18 protein-coding genes and 1 pseudogene are annotated in these 18,727 nt (G+C 61.1%); 11 read left to right on the forward strand and 8 right to left on the reverse strand.

All coding sequences use genetic code 11. The features are described from left to right. Positions 1-125: 125 nt before the first annotated feature. Positions 126-1,694, forward strand: coding sequence for a SulP family inorganic anion transporter (locus tag KGA83_RS11200; protein WP_223529731.1), 1,569 nt, complete (start codon positions 126-128; stop codon positions 1,692-1,694). Positions 1,695-1,808: 114 nt separating this feature from the next. Here KGA83_RS11200 and aroE read toward each other — a convergent pair whose 3' ends face one another. Together aroE and hemF are read right to left on the reverse strand one after the other, a co-directional pair. Then, positions 1,809-2,630 (reverse strand): shikimate dehydrogenase, encoded by an 822-nt coding sequence (aroE, locus tag KGA83_RS11205; protein WP_108218777.1) that lies wholly within the window; start codon positions 2,628-2,630, stop codon positions 1,809-1,811. A 13-nt stretch (positions 2,631-2,643) separates the two neighbouring features. Continuing rightward, positions 2,644-3,558 carry an oxygen-dependent coproporphyrinogen oxidase gene (gene hemF, locus KGA83_RS11210; RefSeq protein WP_115948100.1) on the reverse strand — a complete coding sequence of 305 codons (915 nt, stop codon included), beginning with the start codon at positions 3,556-3,558 and terminating at the stop codon, positions 2,644-2,646. A gap of 163 nt (positions 3,559-3,721) precedes the next feature. Between hemF and KGA83_RS11215 the strand changes: the two genes are divergently transcribed. Beyond that, the gene (locus KGA83_RS11215) at positions 3,722-4,699 is read left to right on the forward strand and encodes an NADPH:quinone reductase (protein ID WP_223529732.1); all 978 of its coding nucleotides are present in this window, start codon (positions 3,722-3,724) and stop codon (positions 4,697-4,699) included. Positions 4,700-4,847: 148 nt separating this feature from the next. Here KGA83_RS11215 and KGA83_RS11220 read toward each other — a convergent pair whose 3' ends face one another. The 3 genes and pseudogenes from KGA83_RS11220 to KGA83_RS11230 all read right to left on the reverse strand — a co-directional run. Next, complete coding sequence (locus tag KGA83_RS11220) at positions 4,848-5,405, reverse strand: L-threonylcarbamoyladenylate synthase (protein ID WP_057397341.1); 558 nt, start codon at positions 5,403-5,405, stop codon at positions 4,848-4,850. 54 nt (positions 5,406-5,459) lie between these two features. Continuing rightward, complete coding sequence (gene dprA, locus KGA83_RS11225) at positions 5,460-6,566, reverse strand: DNA-processing protein DprA (protein WP_108218780.1); 1,107 nt, start codon at positions 6,564-6,566, stop codon at positions 5,460-5,462. An 81-nt stretch (positions 6,567-6,647) separates the two neighbouring features. Next, positions 6,648-7,388, reverse strand: a pseudogene (locus KGA83_RS11230) (peptidoglycan-binding protein); the annotation flags it as partial. Between the two features lie 268 nt (positions 7,389-7,656). Between KGA83_RS11230 and def the strand changes: the two are divergent. From def to KGA83_RS11255, 5 genes are all read left to right on the forward strand, one after another. Beyond that, entirely contained in the window at positions 7,657-8,163 is a 507-nt protein-coding gene (def, locus tag KGA83_RS11235; protein ID WP_108218782.1) for a peptide deformylase, read from the forward strand. 57 nt (positions 8,164-8,220) lie between these two features. After that, entirely contained in the window at positions 8,221-9,180 is a 960-nt protein-coding gene (gene fmt / locus KGA83_RS11240; protein WP_108218783.1) for a methionyl-tRNA formyltransferase, read from the forward strand. Beyond that, positions 9,177-10,487, forward strand: a complete 1,311-nt coding sequence (gene rsmB, locus KGA83_RS11245) for a 16S rRNA (cytosine(967)-C(5))-methyltransferase RsmB (RefSeq protein ID WP_223529734.1) — start codon at positions 9,177-9,179, stop codon at positions 10,485-10,487. The genes fmt and rsmB overlap by 4 nt, the downstream gene beginning before the upstream one ends. Positions 10,488-10,509: 22 nt before the next feature. Beyond that, positions 10,510-11,886, forward strand: a complete 1,377-nt coding sequence (gene trkA, locus KGA83_RS11250) for a Trk system potassium transporter TrkA (RefSeq protein ID WP_104450374.1) — start codon at positions 10,510-10,512, stop codon at positions 11,884-11,886. Positions 11,887-11,958: 72 nt separating this feature from the next. After that, the gene (locus tag KGA83_RS11255) at positions 11,959-12,273 is read left to right on the forward strand and encodes a tetratricopeptide repeat protein (RefSeq protein ID WP_223529736.1); all 315 of its coding nucleotides are present in this window, start codon (positions 11,959-11,961) and stop codon (positions 12,271-12,273) included. A gap of 126 nt (positions 12,274-12,399) precedes the next feature. Here the strand turns inward: KGA83_RS11255 and KGA83_RS11260 are convergent, their stop codons facing one another. Together KGA83_RS11260 and tag are read right to left on the reverse strand one after the other, a co-directional pair. Then, the gene (locus KGA83_RS11260) at positions 12,400-13,287 is read right to left on the reverse strand and encodes a lysophospholipid acyltransferase (RefSeq protein ID WP_108218786.1); all 888 of its coding nucleotides are present in this window, start codon (positions 13,285-13,287) and stop codon (positions 12,400-12,402) included. Positions 13,288-13,327: 40 nt separating this feature from the next. Next, entirely contained in the window at positions 13,328-13,885 is a 558-nt protein-coding gene (gene tag / locus KGA83_RS11265) for a DNA-3-methyladenine glycosylase I (protein ID WP_108218787.1), read from the reverse strand. Positions 13,886-13,966: 81 nt separating this feature from the next. Between tag and glyQ the strand changes: the two genes are divergently transcribed. The 4 genes from glyQ (at position 13,967) to KGA83_RS11285 (ending at position 18,392) form a co-directional block, all read left to right on the forward strand. Continuing rightward, positions 13,967-14,920, forward strand: a complete 954-nt coding sequence (gene glyQ, locus KGA83_RS11270) for a glycine--tRNA ligase subunit alpha (RefSeq protein WP_003187265.1) — start codon at positions 13,967-13,969, stop codon at positions 14,918-14,920. Then, the gene (gene glyS, locus KGA83_RS11275) at positions 14,917-16,971 is read left to right on the forward strand and encodes a glycine--tRNA ligase subunit beta (protein ID WP_223529738.1); all 2,055 of its coding nucleotides are present in this window, start codon (positions 14,917-14,919) and stop codon (positions 16,969-16,971) included. The genes glyQ and glyS overlap by 4 nt, the downstream gene beginning before the upstream one ends. A 4-nt stretch (positions 16,972-16,975) precedes the next feature. Continuing rightward, positions 16,976-17,521 (forward strand): D-glycero-beta-D-manno-heptose 1,7-bisphosphate 7-phosphatase, encoded by a 546-nt coding sequence (gene gmhB / locus KGA83_RS11280; RefSeq protein ID WP_223529742.1) that lies wholly within the window; start codon positions 16,976-16,978, stop codon positions 17,519-17,521. A gap of 91 nt (positions 17,522-17,612) precedes the next feature. Continuing rightward, positions 17,613-18,392, forward strand: a complete 780-nt coding sequence (locus KGA83_RS11285; protein ID WP_108218790.1) for a lysophospholipid acyltransferase family protein — start codon at positions 17,613-17,615, stop codon at positions 18,390-18,392. A 245-nt stretch (positions 18,393-18,637) separates the two neighbouring features. Here KGA83_RS11285 and KGA83_RS11290 read toward each other — a convergent pair. Beyond that, on the reverse strand, positions 18,638-18,727 hold a 90-nt coding region (locus KGA83_RS11290), incomplete at its 5' end, for an integrase core domain-containing protein (protein WP_146615305.1).

The raw sequence follows: 18,727 nt of genomic DNA on the forward strand, positions 1-18,727 counted from the left end.
CTCGCTCCCACAGGTCCGCGCAGTCCCTGTGGGAGCGAGCCTGCTCGCGAATCGATTTATGCCCTTGCGCCATTACATCTGACACACCACCCTGACGTATTTACAGTCATTCACCGAGAGGCCCCATGGCCCTGCCAAGCCGCCATTCACTCTTCCCTTTCCTCACCTGGCTACCACGGCAAACCCGCGCCAGCGTCGGGCGCGACCTGATCGTCGGCCTCAGCGGCGCGATTCTCGCGTTGCCGCAATCCATTGCCTACGCACTGATTGCCGGCCTCCCACCGGAATACGGCCTCTACGCCGCAATCATCCCGGTGTTGATCGCCTGCCTGTGGGGTTCGTCGTGGCATTTGATCTGCGGCCCTACCGCGGCCATCTCGATTGTCCTGTACGCCAGCGTGAGTCCGCTGGCCGTTCCAGCCTCGCAGGATTACGTCATGTTGATCCTGTTGCTGACGTTTCTTGCCGGTATCTTCCAGTGGCTGCTGGGTTTGCTGCGGTTTGGCGCATTGGTGAATTTCGTCTCTCACTCGGTGGTACTCGGCTTCACCCTGGGTGCTGCCGTGGTGATTGCCATCGGTCAATTGCCGAACCTGCTGGGGCTGGATTTGCCCAGCCAGGCCACCGCTCTGGACAGTTTCATCACGTTGTTGCGCCATCTCGGTGAAATGGACAAACCTTCGCTGGCGGTGGGGTTGGCGACGGTGGTGGTGGGCGTGACCCTCAAGCTGTGGTTGCCACGCTGGCCGACGCTGTTGATCACGCTGGTGCTGGGCGCATTGCTGGTCTGGCTTTGGCCATCAATGTTCGGCCATGTGCAACTGGTCAGCGCCTTCACCGGCAAGCTGCCGCCTTTCAGTCCGTTGCCGCTGGATCTCGATCTGATCCTGCGCCTGCTGCCCAGCGCAGTGGCGGTCGGTATGCTCGGGCTGGTCACCAGCCTGTCGATTGCCCGCTCGATCTCAGCGCGTTCGCAACAATTACTCGACGCCAATCAGGAAGTCCGTGCCCAAGGCCTGTCGAACATCGTCGGGGCGTTTTTTTCCGGATCGCTGTCGGCCGGCTCCTTCACTCGTTCAGGCCTGAGCTATGAAGCGGGGGCCTGTTCACCACTGGCCGGGATTTTTTCGGCGTTGTGGGTGGCGCTGTTCGCGATCTTCGGCGCGAGCCTGATCGCGCACATCCCGATCCCGGCCATGGCCGGGAGCATTCTATTGATCGCCTGGGGGCTGGTGGACCACCGCGGCATTCGCGCGTTGTTGCGGGTCAGCCGCGCTGAGTTCGTGGTAATGGCGCTGACCTGCGTCGCCACGCTGCTGCTGGAATTGCAAACGGCGATCTACGCCGGCGTGCTGGCCTCGCTTTTTTTCTACCTCAAGCGCACCTCGCAACCACGGGTACAGCATGTGCGAGATGGCGAGGAAGACATTCTGCGGGTGGGCGGCTCGATCTTTTTCGGTGCCAGCCATTACCTGCAAGTGCGCCTGCAACGCATGCACGGCGCGCGCGTGGTGATCGAGGCGCAGCAGATCAACTTCATCGACTATTCAGGTGTGGAAATGCTGCATCAGGAAGCGCGGCGCCTGCTGCGTCAAGATCGCAGCCTGACCTTGCGCCGGGCACGGCCGCAGGTGGTGGAAGAGTTGAGGAAGCTGGAAGGAGCGGAGAAGTGCCCGATCCGGTTTGAAGATTAATCCGACGTTTCGCAAACCCCTGTAGGAGCGAGCCTGCTCGCGATGACGGAATCACATTCAACATCTCTGCTGACTGTCCCACCGCAATCGCGAGCAGGCTCGCTCCTACAGGGGTTACAGGGCCAGTTGCCGGCGAAGCTCAGCCAATACCGGCGCCGTATCCGGGCGAACACCGCGCCACAGGAAAAACGCTTCCGCCGCTTGCTCGGCCAGCATCCCCAAGCCATCCATCGCCACCGCCGCGCCGTGTTCACTGGCCCAGCGGCAGAACGCGGTCGGTTCCTTGCCGTACATCATGTCGTAGCACACCGTTTTGCCCGGTTCGATCAGGCTGGGCGCAATCGGCGGCACATCGCCCGTCAGGCTCGCGGAGGTCGCATTGATGATCAGGTCCACCGACTCCTGCAACCAGTCGTAGCCACTGGCCGAGATCGGTCCCAGATCACAGAACAGTTCCGCCAGAAGCTCGGCCTTTTCCACTGTGCGGTTGGCGATGATCACGGATGCCGGTTGCTCGGCCAGCAGCGGCTCCAGGGCACCGCGCACCGCACCGCCGGCACCGAGCAACAGGATGCGTTTGCCCTTGAGGCTGAAACCGGCGTTGACCGTCAGGTCCCGCACCAGCCCGGCGCCGTCGGTGTTGTCGCCCAGCAGACCGCCATCGGCCAGTTTGCTCAAGGTATTTACTGCACCCGCCCGCTGCGCCCGCGCCGTCAGGCTGTTGGCCAATCGATAGGCCTCTTCCTTGAACGGCACCGTCACATTGGCACCGCGACCTTCGAGGAAAAACGTCCGGGCACAGGTGGAAAAGTCGTCGAGTGGCGCCAGCAGCGTGTTGTAGTCCAGCTTTTGCGCGGTCTGCTCGGCGAACAGGCGATGGATCAACGGCGACTTGCTGTGGCCAATCGGGTTTCCGAATACGACATAACGGTCCATCAGGTTTCCTCGTTCAGGCGTCGGCCAACCAATCGCGGTCTTGCAGGAAGTACTCGGTCAGGCGCGCTTCTTCGCTGCCAGGCTCGGCCTTCCAGTCGTAACCCCAGCGCACTTGCGGTGGCAGCGACATCAAAATCGACTCGGTCCGCCCACCCGATTGCAGGCCGAACAACGTGCCACGGTCGTAGACCAGATTGAATTCAACGTAGCGGCCACGGCGGAACTCCTGGAACTCGCGCTGCTTGGCCGTGAACGCATCGTTCTTGCGGCGCTGCACGATCGGCAGATAAGCGTCGATATACGCATCGCCGATGGCGCGCATGAAGGCGAAGCTGGTGTCGAAGTCCCACTCGTTCAGGTCGTCGAAAAACAGCCCGCCGATGCCGCGCGGCTCGTGGCGATGCTTGATGTGGAAGTAGCTGTCGCACCAGGCCTTGTAACGCGGGTAAACGTCCGGGCCGAACGGCGCACAGGCCTGCTCGGCGACGCGGTGCCAGTGGATGCAGTCTTCTTCGTTGCCGTAATACGGGGTCAGGTCGAAGCCGCCACCGAACCACCAGACCGGTTCTTCACCTTCTTTTTCAGCGATGAAAAAACGTACGTTGGCGTGGGAAGTCGGCACGTGGGGGTTGTGCGGGTGAATCACCAGCGACACGCCCAGGGCTTCAAAGCCACGGCCCGCCAGTTCCGGTCGATGAGCGCTGGCAGACGGTGGAAGACCGCTGCCGAAGACATGGGAAAAGTTGACGCCGCCCTTTTCAATCACCGCGCCGTTTTCGATCACGCGGGTGCGACCGCCACCGCCGGCAGGCCGGGTCCAGGCGTCTTCGACGAATTGCGTGCCGCCGTCTTCGGCTTCCAGGGCAGCGCAAATGCGCGCTTGCAGGTCGAGCAGGTAGGCTTTTACGGCCTCGGTGCGGGTCGTCATGTCATCACCTTGAATCGGGCAAAACTACGCGGTGCTCCATTGGAGCTCAGCCTGCGCAAATGGGTCCGTAGCATAACATCGCAAGTTACTCCTTCGCAGTTGACGAAGATCAAGCTTAGGAGTCCGATAGGGAGCTTGGTAAAACGACCTATGGAGAGTTCAGATGGCAAAGCGTATCCAGTTCCGCGCCCATGGCGGCCCCGAAGTACTCGAGTATGTGGATTACCAACCCGCCGAGCCAGGCTCCAAGGAAGTGCGCGTGACCAACAAGGCCATCGGCCTGAATTTTATCGACACCTATTACCGCAGCGGTCTGTATCCACCGCCATCCCTGCCATCGGGAGTCGGCTCTGAAGGCGCGGGCGTGGTTGAGGCGGTGGGCAGCGAAGTGACCCGCTTCAAGATCGGTGATCGTGTGGCCTATGGCAGCGGCCCTCTGGGCGCCTACAGCGAAGTTCACGTCTTGCCCGAGGCCAATCTGGTGAAACTGCCGGATGCCATCAGTTTCGAACAGGCCGCCGGGGTGATGCTCAAGGGCCTGACCGTGCAGTACCTGCTGCGTCAGACTTATGAACTCAAGGGTGGCGAAACCATCCTGTTCCACGCCGCGGCCGGTGGTGTCGGTTCACTGGCTTGCCAATGGGCCAGGGCCTTGGGCGTGAAGCTGATCGGCACGGTCAGCTCGGCAGAGAAAGCTGCACTGGCCAAGGCCAACGGTGCCTGGGCGACCATCGACTACAGCCATGAAAACGTCGCCCAACGCGTGCTGGAATTGACTGACGGCAAAAAAGTCCCGGTGGTGTACGACGGCGTCGGCAAGGACACCTGGCTGACTTCACTCGACTGCGCCGCGCCGCGTGGGCTGGTGGTGAGTTTCGGCAATGCGTCCGGCGCGGTCGACGGCGTGAACCTGGGAATCCTGGCGGGCAAAGGCTCGCTGTACGTGACCCGGCCAACCCTCGGCTCTTATGCGAACAACGCCGAAAACCTGCAACGCATGGCCGACGAACTGTTCGAGATGATCATCAGCGGCAAGCTGACCGTGAACATCAGCCAGCGTTATCCACTGGCTGAAGCGGCGAAGGCGCAGACCGAGTTGTCGGCGCGGCGCACGACAGGCTCGGTGGTGTTGTTGCCGTAACCTGTGGCGAGGGGGCTTGCCCCCGCTGGATGGCGAAGCCATCCAAAAATCAGCAACCACGGTGTATCAGGCACACCGCGTTCATTGGTTTTACGATTGCTTCGCAATCGAACGGGGGCAAGCCCCCTCGCCACAGGTCACCTCGGTCTCAATCGGGGCGCACTACCTTGCCGGTCGCCAGATCGCGAATCACGCTCGGGTTCTTGCGCCCGCCCAGATTGCCACCCAGCACCAGATCCACCTGGCCACGGAAATACTGTTCGACGCGAATCCGCGTACGTGCCGCCGGGCGCCCCTGCGGGTTGGCCGACGTCGACACCAGCGGCCCGACCAGTGCGCACAAATCCCGCACCAGCGGGTGATCGCTGACCCGCAGCGCCACGGTTTCATGCACCCCGGTAATCCACTCCGGCAGCAGGTTCTGGTGCGGCACCAGCCAGGTGTTCGGTCCCGGCCAGGTACTGGCCATGCGGTCCATCCACAATTCGGGGAAGTCCTCGAAGAGGAAATCGAACTGACGGATATTGTCGGCGACCAGAATCAGCCCCTTGTCCACAGACCGGCCCTTGATCAGCAGCAAACGCTCCACCGCTTCCTCGTCCCACGGGTCGCAACCCAGGCCCCAGACTGCTTCGGTTGGGTAGGCAATCACCGCCCCGGCGCGAATTGCTTGCGCGGCTTGTTGCACACGCCAACTGTTGACCATGAAAATCACTCCAGAATAAGGCTCTGCGCAGTTTACCGATCTTGTTTATAAAACCTAGCTCACCCGCGCAAACCAGCGTCCGCTTTCGCACACGGCGCTGCCATCCATTTCCAGTTCCGTCAACGCAGCCAGCACTTTCGGCAAGGCCCAGCCGCTTGCGTCGGCCAGCGCTTCACTGGTGAGAGGCGCGGCATGCAGCAGCTTCAGCAGTGGGTGAGTCGTCGCAGGGGTGCAGGTTGGCGTGGATAACGACAGCCGTTGCCAGCCGCGCAAGGCTTCGAGGATATGCTCGATGGTCTCCACCAGCACCGCACCGTCACGGATCAACTGGTGACAGCCTCGGGCGCCGGGGTGATGGATCGACCCGGGCATCGCAAACACCTCGCGCCCCTGTTCCGCCGCCAGCCTCGCGGTGATCAGTGAACCGCTGGCGACACTGGCTTCGACCACCAGCACCCCGAGTGACAAACCACTGATGATCCGGTTGCGTCGAGGGAAGTTGCCGGCGTTGGGGCCGGCATCCAGCGGGAACTCCGAAAGCACTGCGCTGCCCGAAGCGACCATGGCGTCTGCCAGGCGTCTATTTCGCTGTGGATAAAACTTCTCGAGCCCCGTACCGAGCACACCGACCGTTTGCCCGCCGACGTCGAGAGCGGCCTGGTGCGCGGCGGCGTCAATGCCCAGTGCCAGGCCGCTGGTAATGACAAAACCGGCACCGGCCAGGCTGCGGGAAAACGCTGCAGCGGTGTCCATCCCCGGCCGGGACGCGCGCCGGCTGCCCACCATCGCCAGTTGTGGTTTTTCCAGAATGCCTGGATTGCCCGCGACAAATAACAGTGGTGGTGCATCGCTGATTTGTGCCAGCAGTGCCGGGTAGTCCGGCTGGTCCCACATCAGTAAATGCTGGGCCGGGTGCTCTAACCAAGCCAATGCGTGGCTGGCGCCGTCACGAATCTCAGTGCTTCGTCTGGCCTCAGAGCAGGCCAGTGGCAAACCCAGCGAACGCCAGGCACTGGCCGGTGCGCTGATGGCTTTGGATGCCGAGCCGAAGGCTTCGAGCAATTTCTTGAAACGCGCAGGACCGAGTTCCGGCAAACGATGCAGACGTAATCGAGCTTCCAGTTCCGCGGGGGAAACCGGTGTAACAGTAGGCAGCGACATGGATCATCCTTGATCGTAATAAGCACCCGTACAAACGGGAATAAGCTGTGGATAACTCTGTTGGTAACTTGTGAGGCATGCTTACGGATTTCGCACCTTGTCCATCACCGATAGCGAGCGCGTAGCGCTAAGCACCAGCCCATAACTGAGTTTGTCGTAGGTACGGAAAACCATCAGCAGACCAGCGCGCTCATCGGGAATTTTCAACGGCTGGCCGGTGATCCGGTCGCGCACGGTTTCGCCGGTCTTCATCACCGCAAGCAGATTGCCTTCGGCCAGGCCGTCGCGCTGCCCCTTGTTCAGCGTAACCACGTCCAACTCGCCGATCTGCGTGACCCCACGCGGCACATCGATGATCAAACCATTGATTTCGTGGCTCGGTGCATTGGGCGTGAAGGTCGAGTTGATCGCGTGCTCTTCACCGCTGAACAAGCGATCGCCGATACGCACTTCCTGGGTCGTGCGTTGCAAGGCCAGGGTGGCGACGTCTCCTTCGATGGCGACGACCTCACCACCGCCGATGTCGTCAGCGTTGATCCCCAGAATTTCCTTGCTCTGCGGATCGGTGTAGACCTTGCCCTGGCGGAAGATGCCGTACGCCGGTTGCGCCAGATCGAAATGGCCGCGGGCAAAGATGCGGTCACCCGCGCCGCTGAGTACGCGCTCCGCATCGCCGGCGACGATGTAGGGCGCCTTGTCGAAATCCTCGGCCTTGTCGACGATGCGGTTGCTCAGCAGAAAGCTGTTGATCGATTTCAGCGCAATGCCGGGGATAGCCTCGCTCGCCGGGCTGCTGCGCACCTGAGGCGAGAGCTTGATGGTGGGAATGTCTTCCCGAAGTTGCGCTTGCCCATGCGCCCAACCTGCCGAGACCAGGAGCAGCAGGGCGAGTAGTGATTTCCTCATGCGGTGAATCCCTTTATTATGTACGTTCGCGTGAAACGCCAGAGCCCGCAATGGCTCGCTCCCGGCTTGCTTGTCAAAACTTGCTTGTCAACAGAAGGGAGCTACGTTTTACAACGGTAGCCGGCATCTTCGGACCGCCAGGCCATCGACCTGACCTTACTTCACACGTGCAATCATCAAGCTTATGGCCATTTTGAACATCCTCGAATTCCCTGATCCGCGCCTGCGCACTATCGCCAAGCCAGTGGCCGTAGTGGACGCCGAAGTGCGTCAGTTGGTCGACGACATGTTTGAAACAATGTATGAAGCGCCTGGCATCGGCCTCGCCGCTACCCAGGTCAACGTGCACAAACGTATCGTCGTGATGGACCTCTCAGAAGACCGCACCGAACCGCGAGTGTTCATCAACCCCGAGTTCGAACCGTTGACCGACGAGATGGGCCAGTATCAGGAAGGCTGCCTGTCGGTGCCGGGTTTCTACGAAAACGTCGATCGCCCGCAACGGGTCAAGGTCAAGGCGCTGGACCGCGACGGCCAGCCTTACGAACTGATCGCCGAAGATTTGCTCGCCGTGTGCATCCAGCACGAATGCGACCACCTCAACGGAAAATTGTTCGTTGATTACCTGTCCACGCTCAAACGCGACCGCATCAAGAAGAAACTGGAAAAGCTCCATCGCCAGAACGCCTGATGCCCATCTTCAAAGGCTTGCTGCGGCAAGCCTTTTTCTTTTCAAGAGACGTCACCCATGACTGAGCCACTGCGCATTGTCTTTGCCGGCACCCCGGAATTCGCCGCCGAACACCTCAAGGCCCTGCTCGACAGCCCTTACGAGATCGTCGCGGTCTACACCCAACCGGATCGTCCGGCCGGTCGCGGGCAAAAACTGATGCCGAGCCCGGTCAAGCAGCTTGCTCTAGAGAACAACATCCCGGTGCTGCAGCCGCCCACCTTGCGCAACGAAGACGCGCAAGCGGAACTGGCCGCGTTGAAGCCGGACTTGATGGTGGTGGTCGCCTACGGCCTGATCCTGCCGCAAGTGGTGCTGGATATTCCGCGCCTGGGTTGCATCAACAGCCACGCCTCGCTGCTGCCGCGCTGGCGTGGTGCGGCGCCGATCCAGCGCGCCGTGGAAGCGGGCGATGCGCAAAGTGGCGTGACCGTGATGCGCATGGAAGCCGGCCTCGACACCGGGCCGATGCTGCTCAAGGTCACCACCCCGATCAGCGCCGAAGACACCGGCGGCAGCCTGCACGATCGGCTGGCCGAAATGGGCCCTCCGGCCGTGGTCCAGGCGATTGCCGGCCTCGCCGCCGGAACCCTGGAGGGCGAAGTGCAGGACGACAGCCTGGCGACCTACGCGCACAAATTGAACAAGGACGAAGCACGCATCGACTGGACCCGCCCGGCGGTTGAGCTCGAGCGTCTGGTCCGCGCCTTCAACCCGTGGCCGATCACCCACAGCACCTTGAACGACGAAGCCCTGAAAGTGCTGGCCGCGAACCTGGCCGAAGGCAAAGGCACCCCGGGTGAAATCCTCGGCGCCGGCAAGGACGGCCTGATCGTCGCCTGCGGCGAACAGGCCCTGTGCCTGACCCGCCTGCAATTGCCCGGCGGCAAGGCGCTGAACTTCAGCGACCTGTTCAACAGCCGCCGTGAAAAATTCGCCATCGGCACTGTCCTCGGTCAAGCGGCGGATGCTCAATGAACCCGCGTCTGGCCGCCGCCAAGGCACTCGCCGCTGTCCTGAACGGAAAGGCATCGCTCAACAGTTCGCTGCCAACGCAACTGGACAAGGTCGAGGACCGTGATCGCGGCTTCACCCAGGACCTGGCGTTCGGCACCGCGCGCTGGCAGCCACGCTTGTCGGCGCTGGCGGCCAAGCTGCTGCAGAAACCTTTCAAGGCCGCCGATGCCGATGTCGAGGCGCTGTTGCTGGTCGGCCTCTATCAGCTGCTCTACACCCGCGTTCCGGCCCATGCCGCCATTGGTGAGACCGTCGGTTGCGCCGACAAGCTGAAAAAACCTTGGGCAAAGGGTTTGCTCAACGCTGTGCTGCGCAATGCTCAGCGCGACAGCGAAACGATTTTCGCCGAGCTGGAGCGTGATCCGGTGGTGCGCACCGCTCACCCGCGCTGGCTGCAGAAATCCCTGAAGGCGTTCTGGCCGGAGCAATGGGAAGCCATCTGCGCCGCCAACAACGCGCATCCGCCGATGATCCTGCGGGTCAACCGTCGCCATCACAGTCGCGATACCTACCTCGGTTTGCTGACAGATGCTGGTATCTCCGCCATGCCGTGTGTCTACAGCCGCGACGGCATCGTGCTCGAAGCCGCCGCCGATGTGCGCAGCCTGCCGGGTTTCGCCGAAGGCTGGATCAGCGTGCAGGACGAAGCCGCCCAACTGGCCGCCGATCTGCTCGACCTGGCCCCCGGTCAACGGGTGTTGGACGCCTGCTGTGCACCGGGCGGCAAGACCTGCCATATTCTCGAAGCCGAGCCAAAACTGGCCGGCGTCGTGGCGGTAGACCTGGAGGCCAAGCGCCTGGTGCGGGTGCGGGAAAACCTCGAACGCCTGAAACTGAGCGCCGAACTGATTGCCGCCGACGGTCGCGACACTCAGGTGTGGTGGGACGGCAAGCCGTTCCAGCGCATCCTGCTGGACGCGCCATGCTCGGCCACCGGCGTGATCCGTCGTCACCCGGACATCAAGCTGACCCGCCAACCCGACGACATCGCCGCGCTGGCGCTGCTGCAGGGCGAGTTGCTCGACGCCATGTGGAACACGCTGGAGGTGGGCGGCATCCTGCTGTACGCCACCTGTTCCACGCTGCCGACCGAAAACACCGAAGTCATCGAAGCCTTCCTCGCCCGCACGCCGGGCGCCCGCGAACTGGACCTCGCCACGGCGGCCGGCATCAAGCAGCCCCATGGTCGCCAGTTGCTGGCCCAGGAAGGCGGCCACGACGGTTTCTACTACGCCAAGCTGATCAAGATCGCCGCCGCTCGCGGTTAAATGGATTCAATGGAGTGACTGGATGAAAATCATCATCCTCGGCGCAGGGCAGGTCGGCGGTTCGCTGGCGGAACACCTGGCCAGCGAAGCCAACGATATTACTGTGGTCGACACCGATGGCGAACGCCTGCGCGACCTTGGCGACCGCCTGGACATCCGCACCGTTCAAGGTCGCGGTTCGTTCCCGACGGTGTTGCGCCAGGCTGGAGCCGATGACGCCGACATGCTGGTCGCCGTGACCAACAGCGATGAAACCAACATGGTCGCCTGCCAGGTCGCCCACACCCTGTTCCACACCCCGACCAAAATCGCCCGGGTTCGCGAAGCCGCCTACCTGACCCGCGAAGAGCAGTTGTTCCAGAACGAAGCGATTCCGGTGGACGTACTGATCAGCCCGGAACAAGTGGTTACCAACTACATCAAGCGCCTGATCCAGCATCCGGGCGCCTTGCAGGTGATCGATTTCGCCGAAGGCAAGGCACAACTGGTGGCGGTGCGGGCGTACTACGGCGGGCCACTGGTGGGTCAGCAACTTCGGCAGTTGCGCGAGCACATGCCGAACGTTGAAACCCGTGTCGCGGCGATTTTCCGTCGCGACCGACCGATCCTGCCCCAGGGCGACACGGTGATCGAGGCCGACGACGAAGTATTTTTCATTGCCGCCAAAGCGAACATTCGCGCGGTCATGAGCGAAATGCGCCGTCTCGACGAGACCTATAAACGCATCGTCATCGCCGGTGGCGGGCAAATCGGCGAGCGTTTGGCCGAGGCCATCGAAAGCCGTTATCAGGTAAAGATCATCGAGATGAATCCGGCCCGTTGCCGTCATCTCTCGGACCACCTCGACAGCACCGTGGTGCTGCAGGGCAGCGCCTCGGACCGCGACCTGCTGCTGGAGGAGAACATCGCCGACGCGGATCTGTTCCTCGCCCTGACCAACGACGACGAAGCCAACATCATGTCGTCTCTACTTGCCAAGCGCCTGGGTGCGAAGAAGGTGATGACCATCATCAACAACCCGGCCTATGTCGATCTGATCCAGGGTGGCGACATCGACATCGCCATCAGCCCTCAACTCGCCACCATCGGCACCTTGCTGGCTCACGTGCGCCGGGGCGACATCGTCAGCGTGCACTCACTGCGCCGGGGCGCGGCGGAGGCCATCGAGGCGATTGCCCATGGCGATGCGAAATCGAGCAAGGTGATCGGAAAGGCCATCGAGAACATCGGCCTGCCGCCGGGTACCACCATCGGTGCGATCATTCGCGACGAAGAAGTGATCATTGCCCATGACGACACCGTGATCGAAACGGGCGACCATGTAATTTTGTTCCTTGTGGATAAAAAGCATATTCGCGATGTGGAAAAGCTGTTCCATGTGGGGTTGAGCTTCTTCTGATCCTTTAGGCCGCCTTCGCTGGCAAGCCAGCGAAGGCGATTTCGAAAACGACAACCATTCGGAAACTCCCCCATGATCGAATCCCTGGAAAAAATGCTCGCCAAAGGTGTGGATAACGCTTTGCTACGCTTCGGCTTGGGCAAGGGCTATCTGGATCTGGGGGAGAACGCCAAGGCAGTGGAGCATTTTCAACGTTGCGTCGAATTCGATCCGAAGTATTCGGCGGCGTGGAAACTACTGGGCAAGGCCCACCTGGCGCTGTCGGACTTTGCGGCCGCGCGCCAAGCCTGGGAGCAAGGCCTGGAAGCTGCTCGTGGCCATGGTGACAAACAGGCCGAAAAGGAAATGACGGTGTTCCTGAAGAAGCTCGAGCGTCAGGCGCACTGATCAGAGATAACGCAGCCTGTGGGAAGCCCTTGTAGGAGCTGCCGAAGGCTGCGATCTTTTGATTTTTATCAAAGCAAGATCAAAAGATCGCAGCCTGCGGCAGCTCCTATGGGGTTATCCACAGCGTCAATACCAGCGAGCTTCACCTGGCGGACGCTTCTTGAAGCGCTTCATGCTCCACATGTACTGGCTCGGGTACGCCCGCACATAGCGCTCGACCACCTGGCTCATGGCCGCGCACGAGGTCTCGGTATCGGTGCTATACATGGCTTCGGGCGCGGCTTCCAGGATTACCTTGTATCCTGAACCGTCCGGCAGCCGCAGGGCGTGCAGGAATACGCCGACCGCTTTGCCGCCAGCGAGCATGTTCGGCACGAACTTGCTGGTCAGCGCCTGAGTGGCGAAGAACGGCACGAAGATCCCGGCGGATTCGGCCGGTTCCGGGTCAGCGGGAATGCCCACTGCACCACCTTTGCGCACTTCCTTGATGACACTGAGGATGCCTTCCTTGGTGGAAGCAGCGACCTTGTTACCCAGTTGCACCCGCTGCTTTTGCAGCAATTCATCCACCGCCTTCAATTTGGGCGGACGGTAAAAAATGATCGGTTTGCACTGGCTGCAATAGAAGTGGTTGAGCACTTCCCAGTTGCCCAGGTGGCTGGTGATGCCGACCACGCCTTTGCCGGAGGCGAGGGCGTCCTTCAATATGTCGAGGCCCTCGACCTCGCGCACCAGGTCAATGGAGCGCTGGGCCGGCCAGATCCAGGCGCAGGCGCTCTCTGTCAGGGACTTGCCGATGTCCTTCAGGCTCTGGCCCACCAGGCGTTCACGCTCGGCAGGGTCCATGTCCGGAAAGCACTTGGACAGATTGATCCGTACCACGTCGCGGGAACGGTTCGGGGTTTTCCACATGACCCAGCCAATCGCCGAGCCCACGGCCTGCACGGCCCGCCACGGAAGCAGGGCAAACAGCCGCAGAGCGCCTACCAGCAAGGCGCCTTTCAACTTATCCACAGGTCACTCCTGATCTTGTGCTGTGCGCGAGGCGGCCATTCTAACCGCCGTTCGCCAGTTGCGCGTAGCGGTCGCAATCACGAGTGTGATCCATGACCATGCCCGAGGCCTGCATCAGCGCGTAGCAAATAGTCGGCCCGACGAAGGTGAAACCGGCTTTTTTCAAGCCCTTGCTCATTTCCACGGCGGTCGGCGTCACGGCCGGGACTTCGCTGCGATCCTCGAAATGATTGATCACAGGCATGCCACCGACGAACGACCAGAGAAATTCCACCGGGTCCTCCAGCGCCAGCCAGGCCTGGGCATTGCGCCGGGCCGCGTTGAGCTTGAGGCGGTTGCGGATGATGCCCGGATCGAGCATCAACTCGTCGATTTCGGCATCGCTCATCTGCGCTACGCGCTGCACGTCAAAGCCGAACATCACCTGACGATAATGCTCGCGTTTGCGCAGCACGGTGATCCAGGAGAGGCCGGCCTGGAACCCTTCGAGCAAAAGCAACTCGAACAATCCCTGCGCATCGCGTAGCGGCGTGCCCCACTCCTGATCGTGATATGCCATGTACAGCGGATCTTCGGAACACCAAAAGCAGCGTGGCATAAGGCTCCAGGGGGCGTGCGCAGCCATGAATCGGGTATACTCCCGCTCTTTAAATCGCAGCCCAAGAAACAGGTGAATTTCGTGAGCCAGCCTACGCCAGCCGTGCGTACCTTCCAAGACTTGATCCTCGCCCTCCAGCAATACTGGGCCGAGCAAGGTTGTGTGGTACTTCAGCCCTACGATATGGAAGTAGGCGCCGGCACTTTCCACACTGCTACATTCCTGCGCGCCATCGGCCCGGAAACCTGGAACGCCGCCTACGTGCAGCCAAGCCGCCGTCCGACTGACGGCCGCTACGGCGAAAACCCGAACCGTCTGCAGCACTACTACCAGTTCCAGGTCGTCCTGAAGCCGAACCCGGACAACTTCCAGGAACTGTACCTGGGCTCCCTCAAGCACGTCGGTCTGGACCCGCTGGTCCACGACATCCGCTTCGTCGAAGACAACTGGGAATCGCCGACCCTCGGGGCCTGGGGTCTGGGCTGGGAAGTCTGGCTCAACGGCATGGAAGTAACCCAGTTCACCTACTTCCAGCAAGCGGGCGGCATCGAGTGCTACCCGGTGACCGGCGAAATCACTTACGGTCTCGAGCGTCTGGCCATGTACCTGCAAGGCGTGGACTCGGTCTACGACCTGGTCTGGGCTGACGGCCCGTTCGGCAAAGTGACCTACGGCGACGTGTTCCACCAGAACGAAGTGGAACAGTCGACCTACAACTTCGAACACGCCAACGTCGACAAGCTGTTCGAACTGTTCGATTTCTACGAAAGCGAAGCCAAGCGCCTGATCGAACTCGACCAGCCGCTGCCGTTGCCGAGCTACGAAATGGTGTTGAAGGCCTCCCATACCTTCAACCTGCTGGATGCGCGCCGGGCAATTTCCGTGACTGCGCGTCAGCAATACATCCTGCGTGTACGCACCCTGGCGCGTTCCGTTGCGCAAGCCTACCTGCTGGCTCGCGCCAAGCTGGGCTTCCCGATGGCGACCCCGGACCTGCGTGATGAAGTACTGGCCAAGCTGGAGGCTGCACAATGAGTGCTCTGGATTTTCTGGTTGAACTGGGCACTGAAGAACTGCCACCCAAAGCCCTGAACACCCTGGCCGAGGCGTTCCTCGCCGGTATCGACAAGGGCCTGCAAGCTGCCGGCCTGAACTACGAGACCAAAACCGTTTATGCCGCGCCGCGCCGCCTGGCTGTGCTGATCACCTCGCTGGCCACCCAGCAGCCGGATCGCAGCATCAACCTCGACGGCCCGCCACGTCAGGCCGCGTTCGATGCCGAAGGCAACCCGACCCAGGCGGCACTGGGCTTCGCCAAGAAGTGCGGCGTCGACCTGAGCGAAATCGATCAGAGCGGCCCGAAACTGCGCTACAGCCAGAGCATTGCCGGCAAGGCGACCGCGAGCCTGCTGCCGACCATCGTCGAAGACTCCCTGAACGACCTGCCGATCCCGAAACGCATGCGTTGGGGCGCGCGCAAGGAAGAGTTCGTTCGTCCGACCCAATGGCTGGTGATGCTGCTCGGTGACCAGGTCATCGACTGCACCATCCTCGCCCAGAAGGCCGGCCGTGACTCCCGTGGTCACCGCTTCCATCACCCGGAAAGCGTGCGCATCGGTTCGCCATCCAGCTACCTGGCCGACCTGCGTGCCGCCTACGTGCTGGCTGACGCCAACGAGCGTCGCGAGATCATCAGCAAGCGCACCGAAGAGCTGGCCACCCGTCAGGAAGGCACGGCAATCGTTCCGCCAGCCCTGCTCGATGAAGTGACCGCGCTGGTCGAATGGCCGGTGCCGCTGGTGTGCTCGTTCGAGGAACGCTTCCTCGACGTGCCACAAGAAGCACTGATCACCACCATGCAGGACAACCAGAAGTACTTCTGCCTGCTGGACGCCGACGGCAAGTTGCTGCCACGTTTCATTACCGTGGCCAACATCGAAAGCAAAGACCCGCAGCAGATCATCGCCGGTAACGAGAAGGTGGTTCGCCCACGCCTGACCGACGCCGAGTTCTTCTTCAAGCAAGACAAGAAGCAGAAACTCGAAGACTTCAACCAGCGCCTGCAAAACGTGGTGTTCCAGGAAAAACTCGGCAGCGTCTACGACAAGGCCGAGCGCGTTTCCAGACTCGCCGCCTACATCGCCGCGCGCATTGGCGGCGACGCTTCGTGGGCTGCTCGTGCGGGCCTGCTGTCGAAGTGCGACCTGTCGACCGAAATGGTCGGCGAGTTCCCGGAGATGCAAGGTGTCGCCGGTTACTACTACGCCCTCAACGATGGCGAGCCGGAAGATGTCGCACTGGCGCTGAACGAGCAGTACATGCCGCGCGGTGCCGGCGCTGAACTGCCGAGCACCCTGACCGGTGCGGCCGTGGCCATTGCCGACAAGCTCGACACCCTCGTGGGTATCTTCGGTATCGGCATGCTGCCGACCGGCAGCAAAGACCCGTACGCCCTGCGCCGTGCCGCACTGGGCGTGTTGCGTATCCTGATCGAGAAGCAACTGGACCTGGACCTGAACGACGCCGTGGCCTTCGCCGTGAATGCATTCGGGACCAAGGTCAAGGCTGCCGGCCTGAACGAATCGGTGCTGGAGTTCATCTTCGACCGCCTGCGTGCCCGTTACGAAGACGAAGGCGTCGATGTTGCGACCTACCTGTCGGTGCGTGCCTTGAAGCCAGGCTCGGCCCTGGACTTCGATCAGCGCGTGCAAGCGGTAGAGGCCTTCCGCAAATTGCCGGAAGCCGCTGCCCTGGCCGCGGTGAACAAGCGAGTGTCGAACCTGCTGAGCAAGGTCGAAGGCTCGGTGCCTACCGTCGTGGAAGCCAAGTACTTCGACAATGCCAACGAGTTCTCCCTGTACTCGGCGATCCAGCAGGCTGACCAGGCTGTACAGCCAATGGCCGCCTCGCGTCAGTACAGCGAATCCCTGGCACGCCTGGCTGCACTGCGTGAGCCCGTGGATGCGTTCTTCGAAGCTGTGATGGTCAACGCAGAGGACGCAAAAGTCCGCGCCAACCGTTATGCGTTGCTGGCGCGGCTGCGTGGGTTGTTCCTCGGCGTCGCCGACATTTCGCTGCTGGGTTGAGGGACTGCTGTTGAAACTGCTGATTCTCGATCGGGACGGAGTGATCAATTACGACTCCGACGCTTACATCAAGTCGGTGGAGGAGTGGATTCCGCTCCCCGGATCGATCGAGGCCATCGCGCAGTTGAGCAAGGTCGGCTGGACGGTAGCGGTCGCTACCAACCAGTCGGGCATCGCTCGCGGTTATTACGACCTCGCCACCCTGGATGCCATGCACGAGCGCTTGCGCGCGCTGGTGGCGGAGCAGGGCGGTGAAGTCGGCCTGATCGTCTATTGCCCCCACGGGCCGGACGAAGGCTGCGATTGCCGCAAGCCGAAACCCGGGATGTTGAAAACCATCGCCGCTCATTACAACGTGTCGCTGACCAATCTCTGGTTCGTCGGCGACAGCCTTGGTGACCTGGAAGCCGCCAAAGCCGTCGATTCACAGCCAGTTTTGGTAAAGACCGGGAAAGGCGAAAAGACTCAGGGCTTGCCCCTTCCGGCAGGCACATTGATTTTTGACGATCTTGCGGCGATTGCCGCAGAACTTATTCACAAATGCCCTTGAGTAAGTGTGCGCTTCGATTGGTCCTGACCAGGGATGAAAGGGAAGTGCGCTTTATATAGGACGGGCAATTCCCGCAACGGTAAACGTCACCATGTCGATATTGCAGGCCATCAGAACCTTCCTCTTTTACCTGCTGCTGGGCACCAGTTCCTTGCTGTGGTGCAGCCTGAGTTTTTTCATCGCGCCGTTTCTGCCATTCAAGGCACGCTACCGCTTTATCAACGTGTACTGGTGCCGCTGCGCCTTGTGGCTGAGCAAAGTGTTTCTGGGTATCCGCTACGAAGTGAAGGGTGCCGAGAACGTACCTGAAAGGCCTTGTGTCATTCAGTCGAACCACCAGAGCACGTGGGAGACGTTCTTTCTCTCTGCCTACTTTTCACCGCTGAGCCAGGTGCTCAAACGCGAATTGCTCTATGTGCCGTTCTTTGGCTGGGCCATGGCCATGCTGCGACCGATCGCCATCGATCGCGACAACCCGAAAGCCGCACTCAAGCATGTCGCAAAGAAGGGCGATGAACTGCTCAAGGACAATGTCTGGGTGCTGATCTTCCCTGAAGGCACGCGCGTTCCTTTCGGCACCGTCGGAAAGTTCTCGCGCGGTGGCAGCGCCTTGGCGGTCAACGCCGAATTGCCCGTGCTGCCGATTGCGCACAACGCAGGCAAGTTCTGGCCGAAAACCGGTTGGGCGAAGAAGCAGGGCGTCATCACTGTGATCATTGGCGAACCGATGTATGCCGCAGGCACAGGACCGCGAGCCATTGCTGAATTGAACGACCGGGTCCAGGCGTGGAACGAGCAGATGCAACGGGAAATGGGCTCGCTGCCACCGGCTCCGCAAGCGCCGGTTTCAAACGATCAGGTGGCTGTCTGAGATTCTGTGGATAACCTGTGTACCGTTTCATTGAAAAACGTCGTTTCTTGTACGTAACTTTATGATTTGTTTACATATTTTTTTGAATGATAAAAACCATAAAAACGTGCATAAGTTTTTTTCGGACGTAAAAAAGCCGGCTGATATAGCCGGTTTTTTTATGCCCGGAACAATTGCTAAGAGTTGCTCCGGCGAGCGAGTAAAACGCTGTCTAGTCCTGAAATAGGTTTACACCTGTTTCAGCCTCAAAACGCCCGATGCACCGCATCGGGCGTTTTGTATTTCAGCGACAGATGAGGCCGCTCGTTGTTATAGATCTGCACCGACTCGTCCAC

It is taken from the genome of Pseudomonas sp. GL-R-19 (genome assembly GCF_019956375.1).
In the GTDB taxonomy this organism is placed as follows: Bacteria; Pseudomonadota; Gammaproteobacteria; order Pseudomonadales; family Pseudomonadaceae; genus Aquipseudomonas.

Bases quoted from the DNA above. Each gene is read 5' to 3' on its own strand.
- trkA (WP_104450374.1), top strand. From the start codon at position 10,510: ATGAAAATCATCATCCTCGGCGCAGGGCAGGTCGGCGGTTCGCTGGCG.
- def (WP_108218782.1), top strand. From the start codon at position 7,657: ATGGCCATTTTGAACATCCTCGAATTCCCTGATCCGCGCCTGCGCACT.
- KGA83_RS11215 (WP_223529732.1), top strand. From the start codon at position 3,722: ATGGCAAAGCGTATCCAGTTCCGCGCCCATGGCGGCCCCGAAGTACTC.
- KGA83_RS11285 (WP_108218790.1), top strand. From the start codon at position 17,613: ATGTCGATATTGCAGGCCATCAGAACCTTCCTCTTTTACCTGCTGCTG.
- fmt (WP_108218783.1), top strand. From the start codon at position 8,221: ATGACTGAGCCACTGCGCATTGTCTTTGCCGGCACCCCGGAATTCGCC.
- tag (WP_108218787.1), bottom strand. From the start codon at position 13,885: ATGCCACGCTGCTTTTGGTGTTCCGAAGATCCGCTGTACATGGCATAT.
- KGA83_RS11255 (WP_223529736.1), top strand. From the start codon at position 11,959: ATGATCGAATCCCTGGAAAAAATGCTCGCCAAAGGTGTGGATAACGCT.
- hemF (WP_115948100.1), bottom strand. From the start codon at position 3,558: ATGACGACCCGCACCGAGGCCGTAAAAGCCTACCTGCTCGACCTGCAA.
- dprA (WP_108218780.1), bottom strand. From the start codon at position 6,566: ATGTCGCTGCCTACTGTTACACCGGTTTCCCCCGCGGAACTGGAAGCT.
- glyS (WP_223529738.1), top strand. From the start codon at position 14,917: ATGAGTGCTCTGGATTTTCTGGTTGAACTGGGCACTGAAGAACTGCCA.
- rsmB (WP_223529734.1), top strand. From the start codon at position 9,177: ATGAACCCGCGTCTGGCCGCCGCCAAGGCACTCGCCGCTGTCCTGAAC.
- KGA83_RS11220 (WP_057397341.1), bottom strand. From the start codon at position 5,405: ATGGTCAACAGTTGGCGTGTGCAACAAGCCGCGCAAGCAATTCGCGCC.
- aroE (WP_108218777.1), bottom strand. From the start codon at position 2,630: ATGGACCGTTATGTCGTATTCGGAAACCCGATTGGCCACAGCAAGTCG.
- KGA83_RS11200 (WP_223529731.1), top strand. From the start codon at position 126: ATGGCCCTGCCAAGCCGCCATTCACTCTTCCCTTTCCTCACCTGGCTA.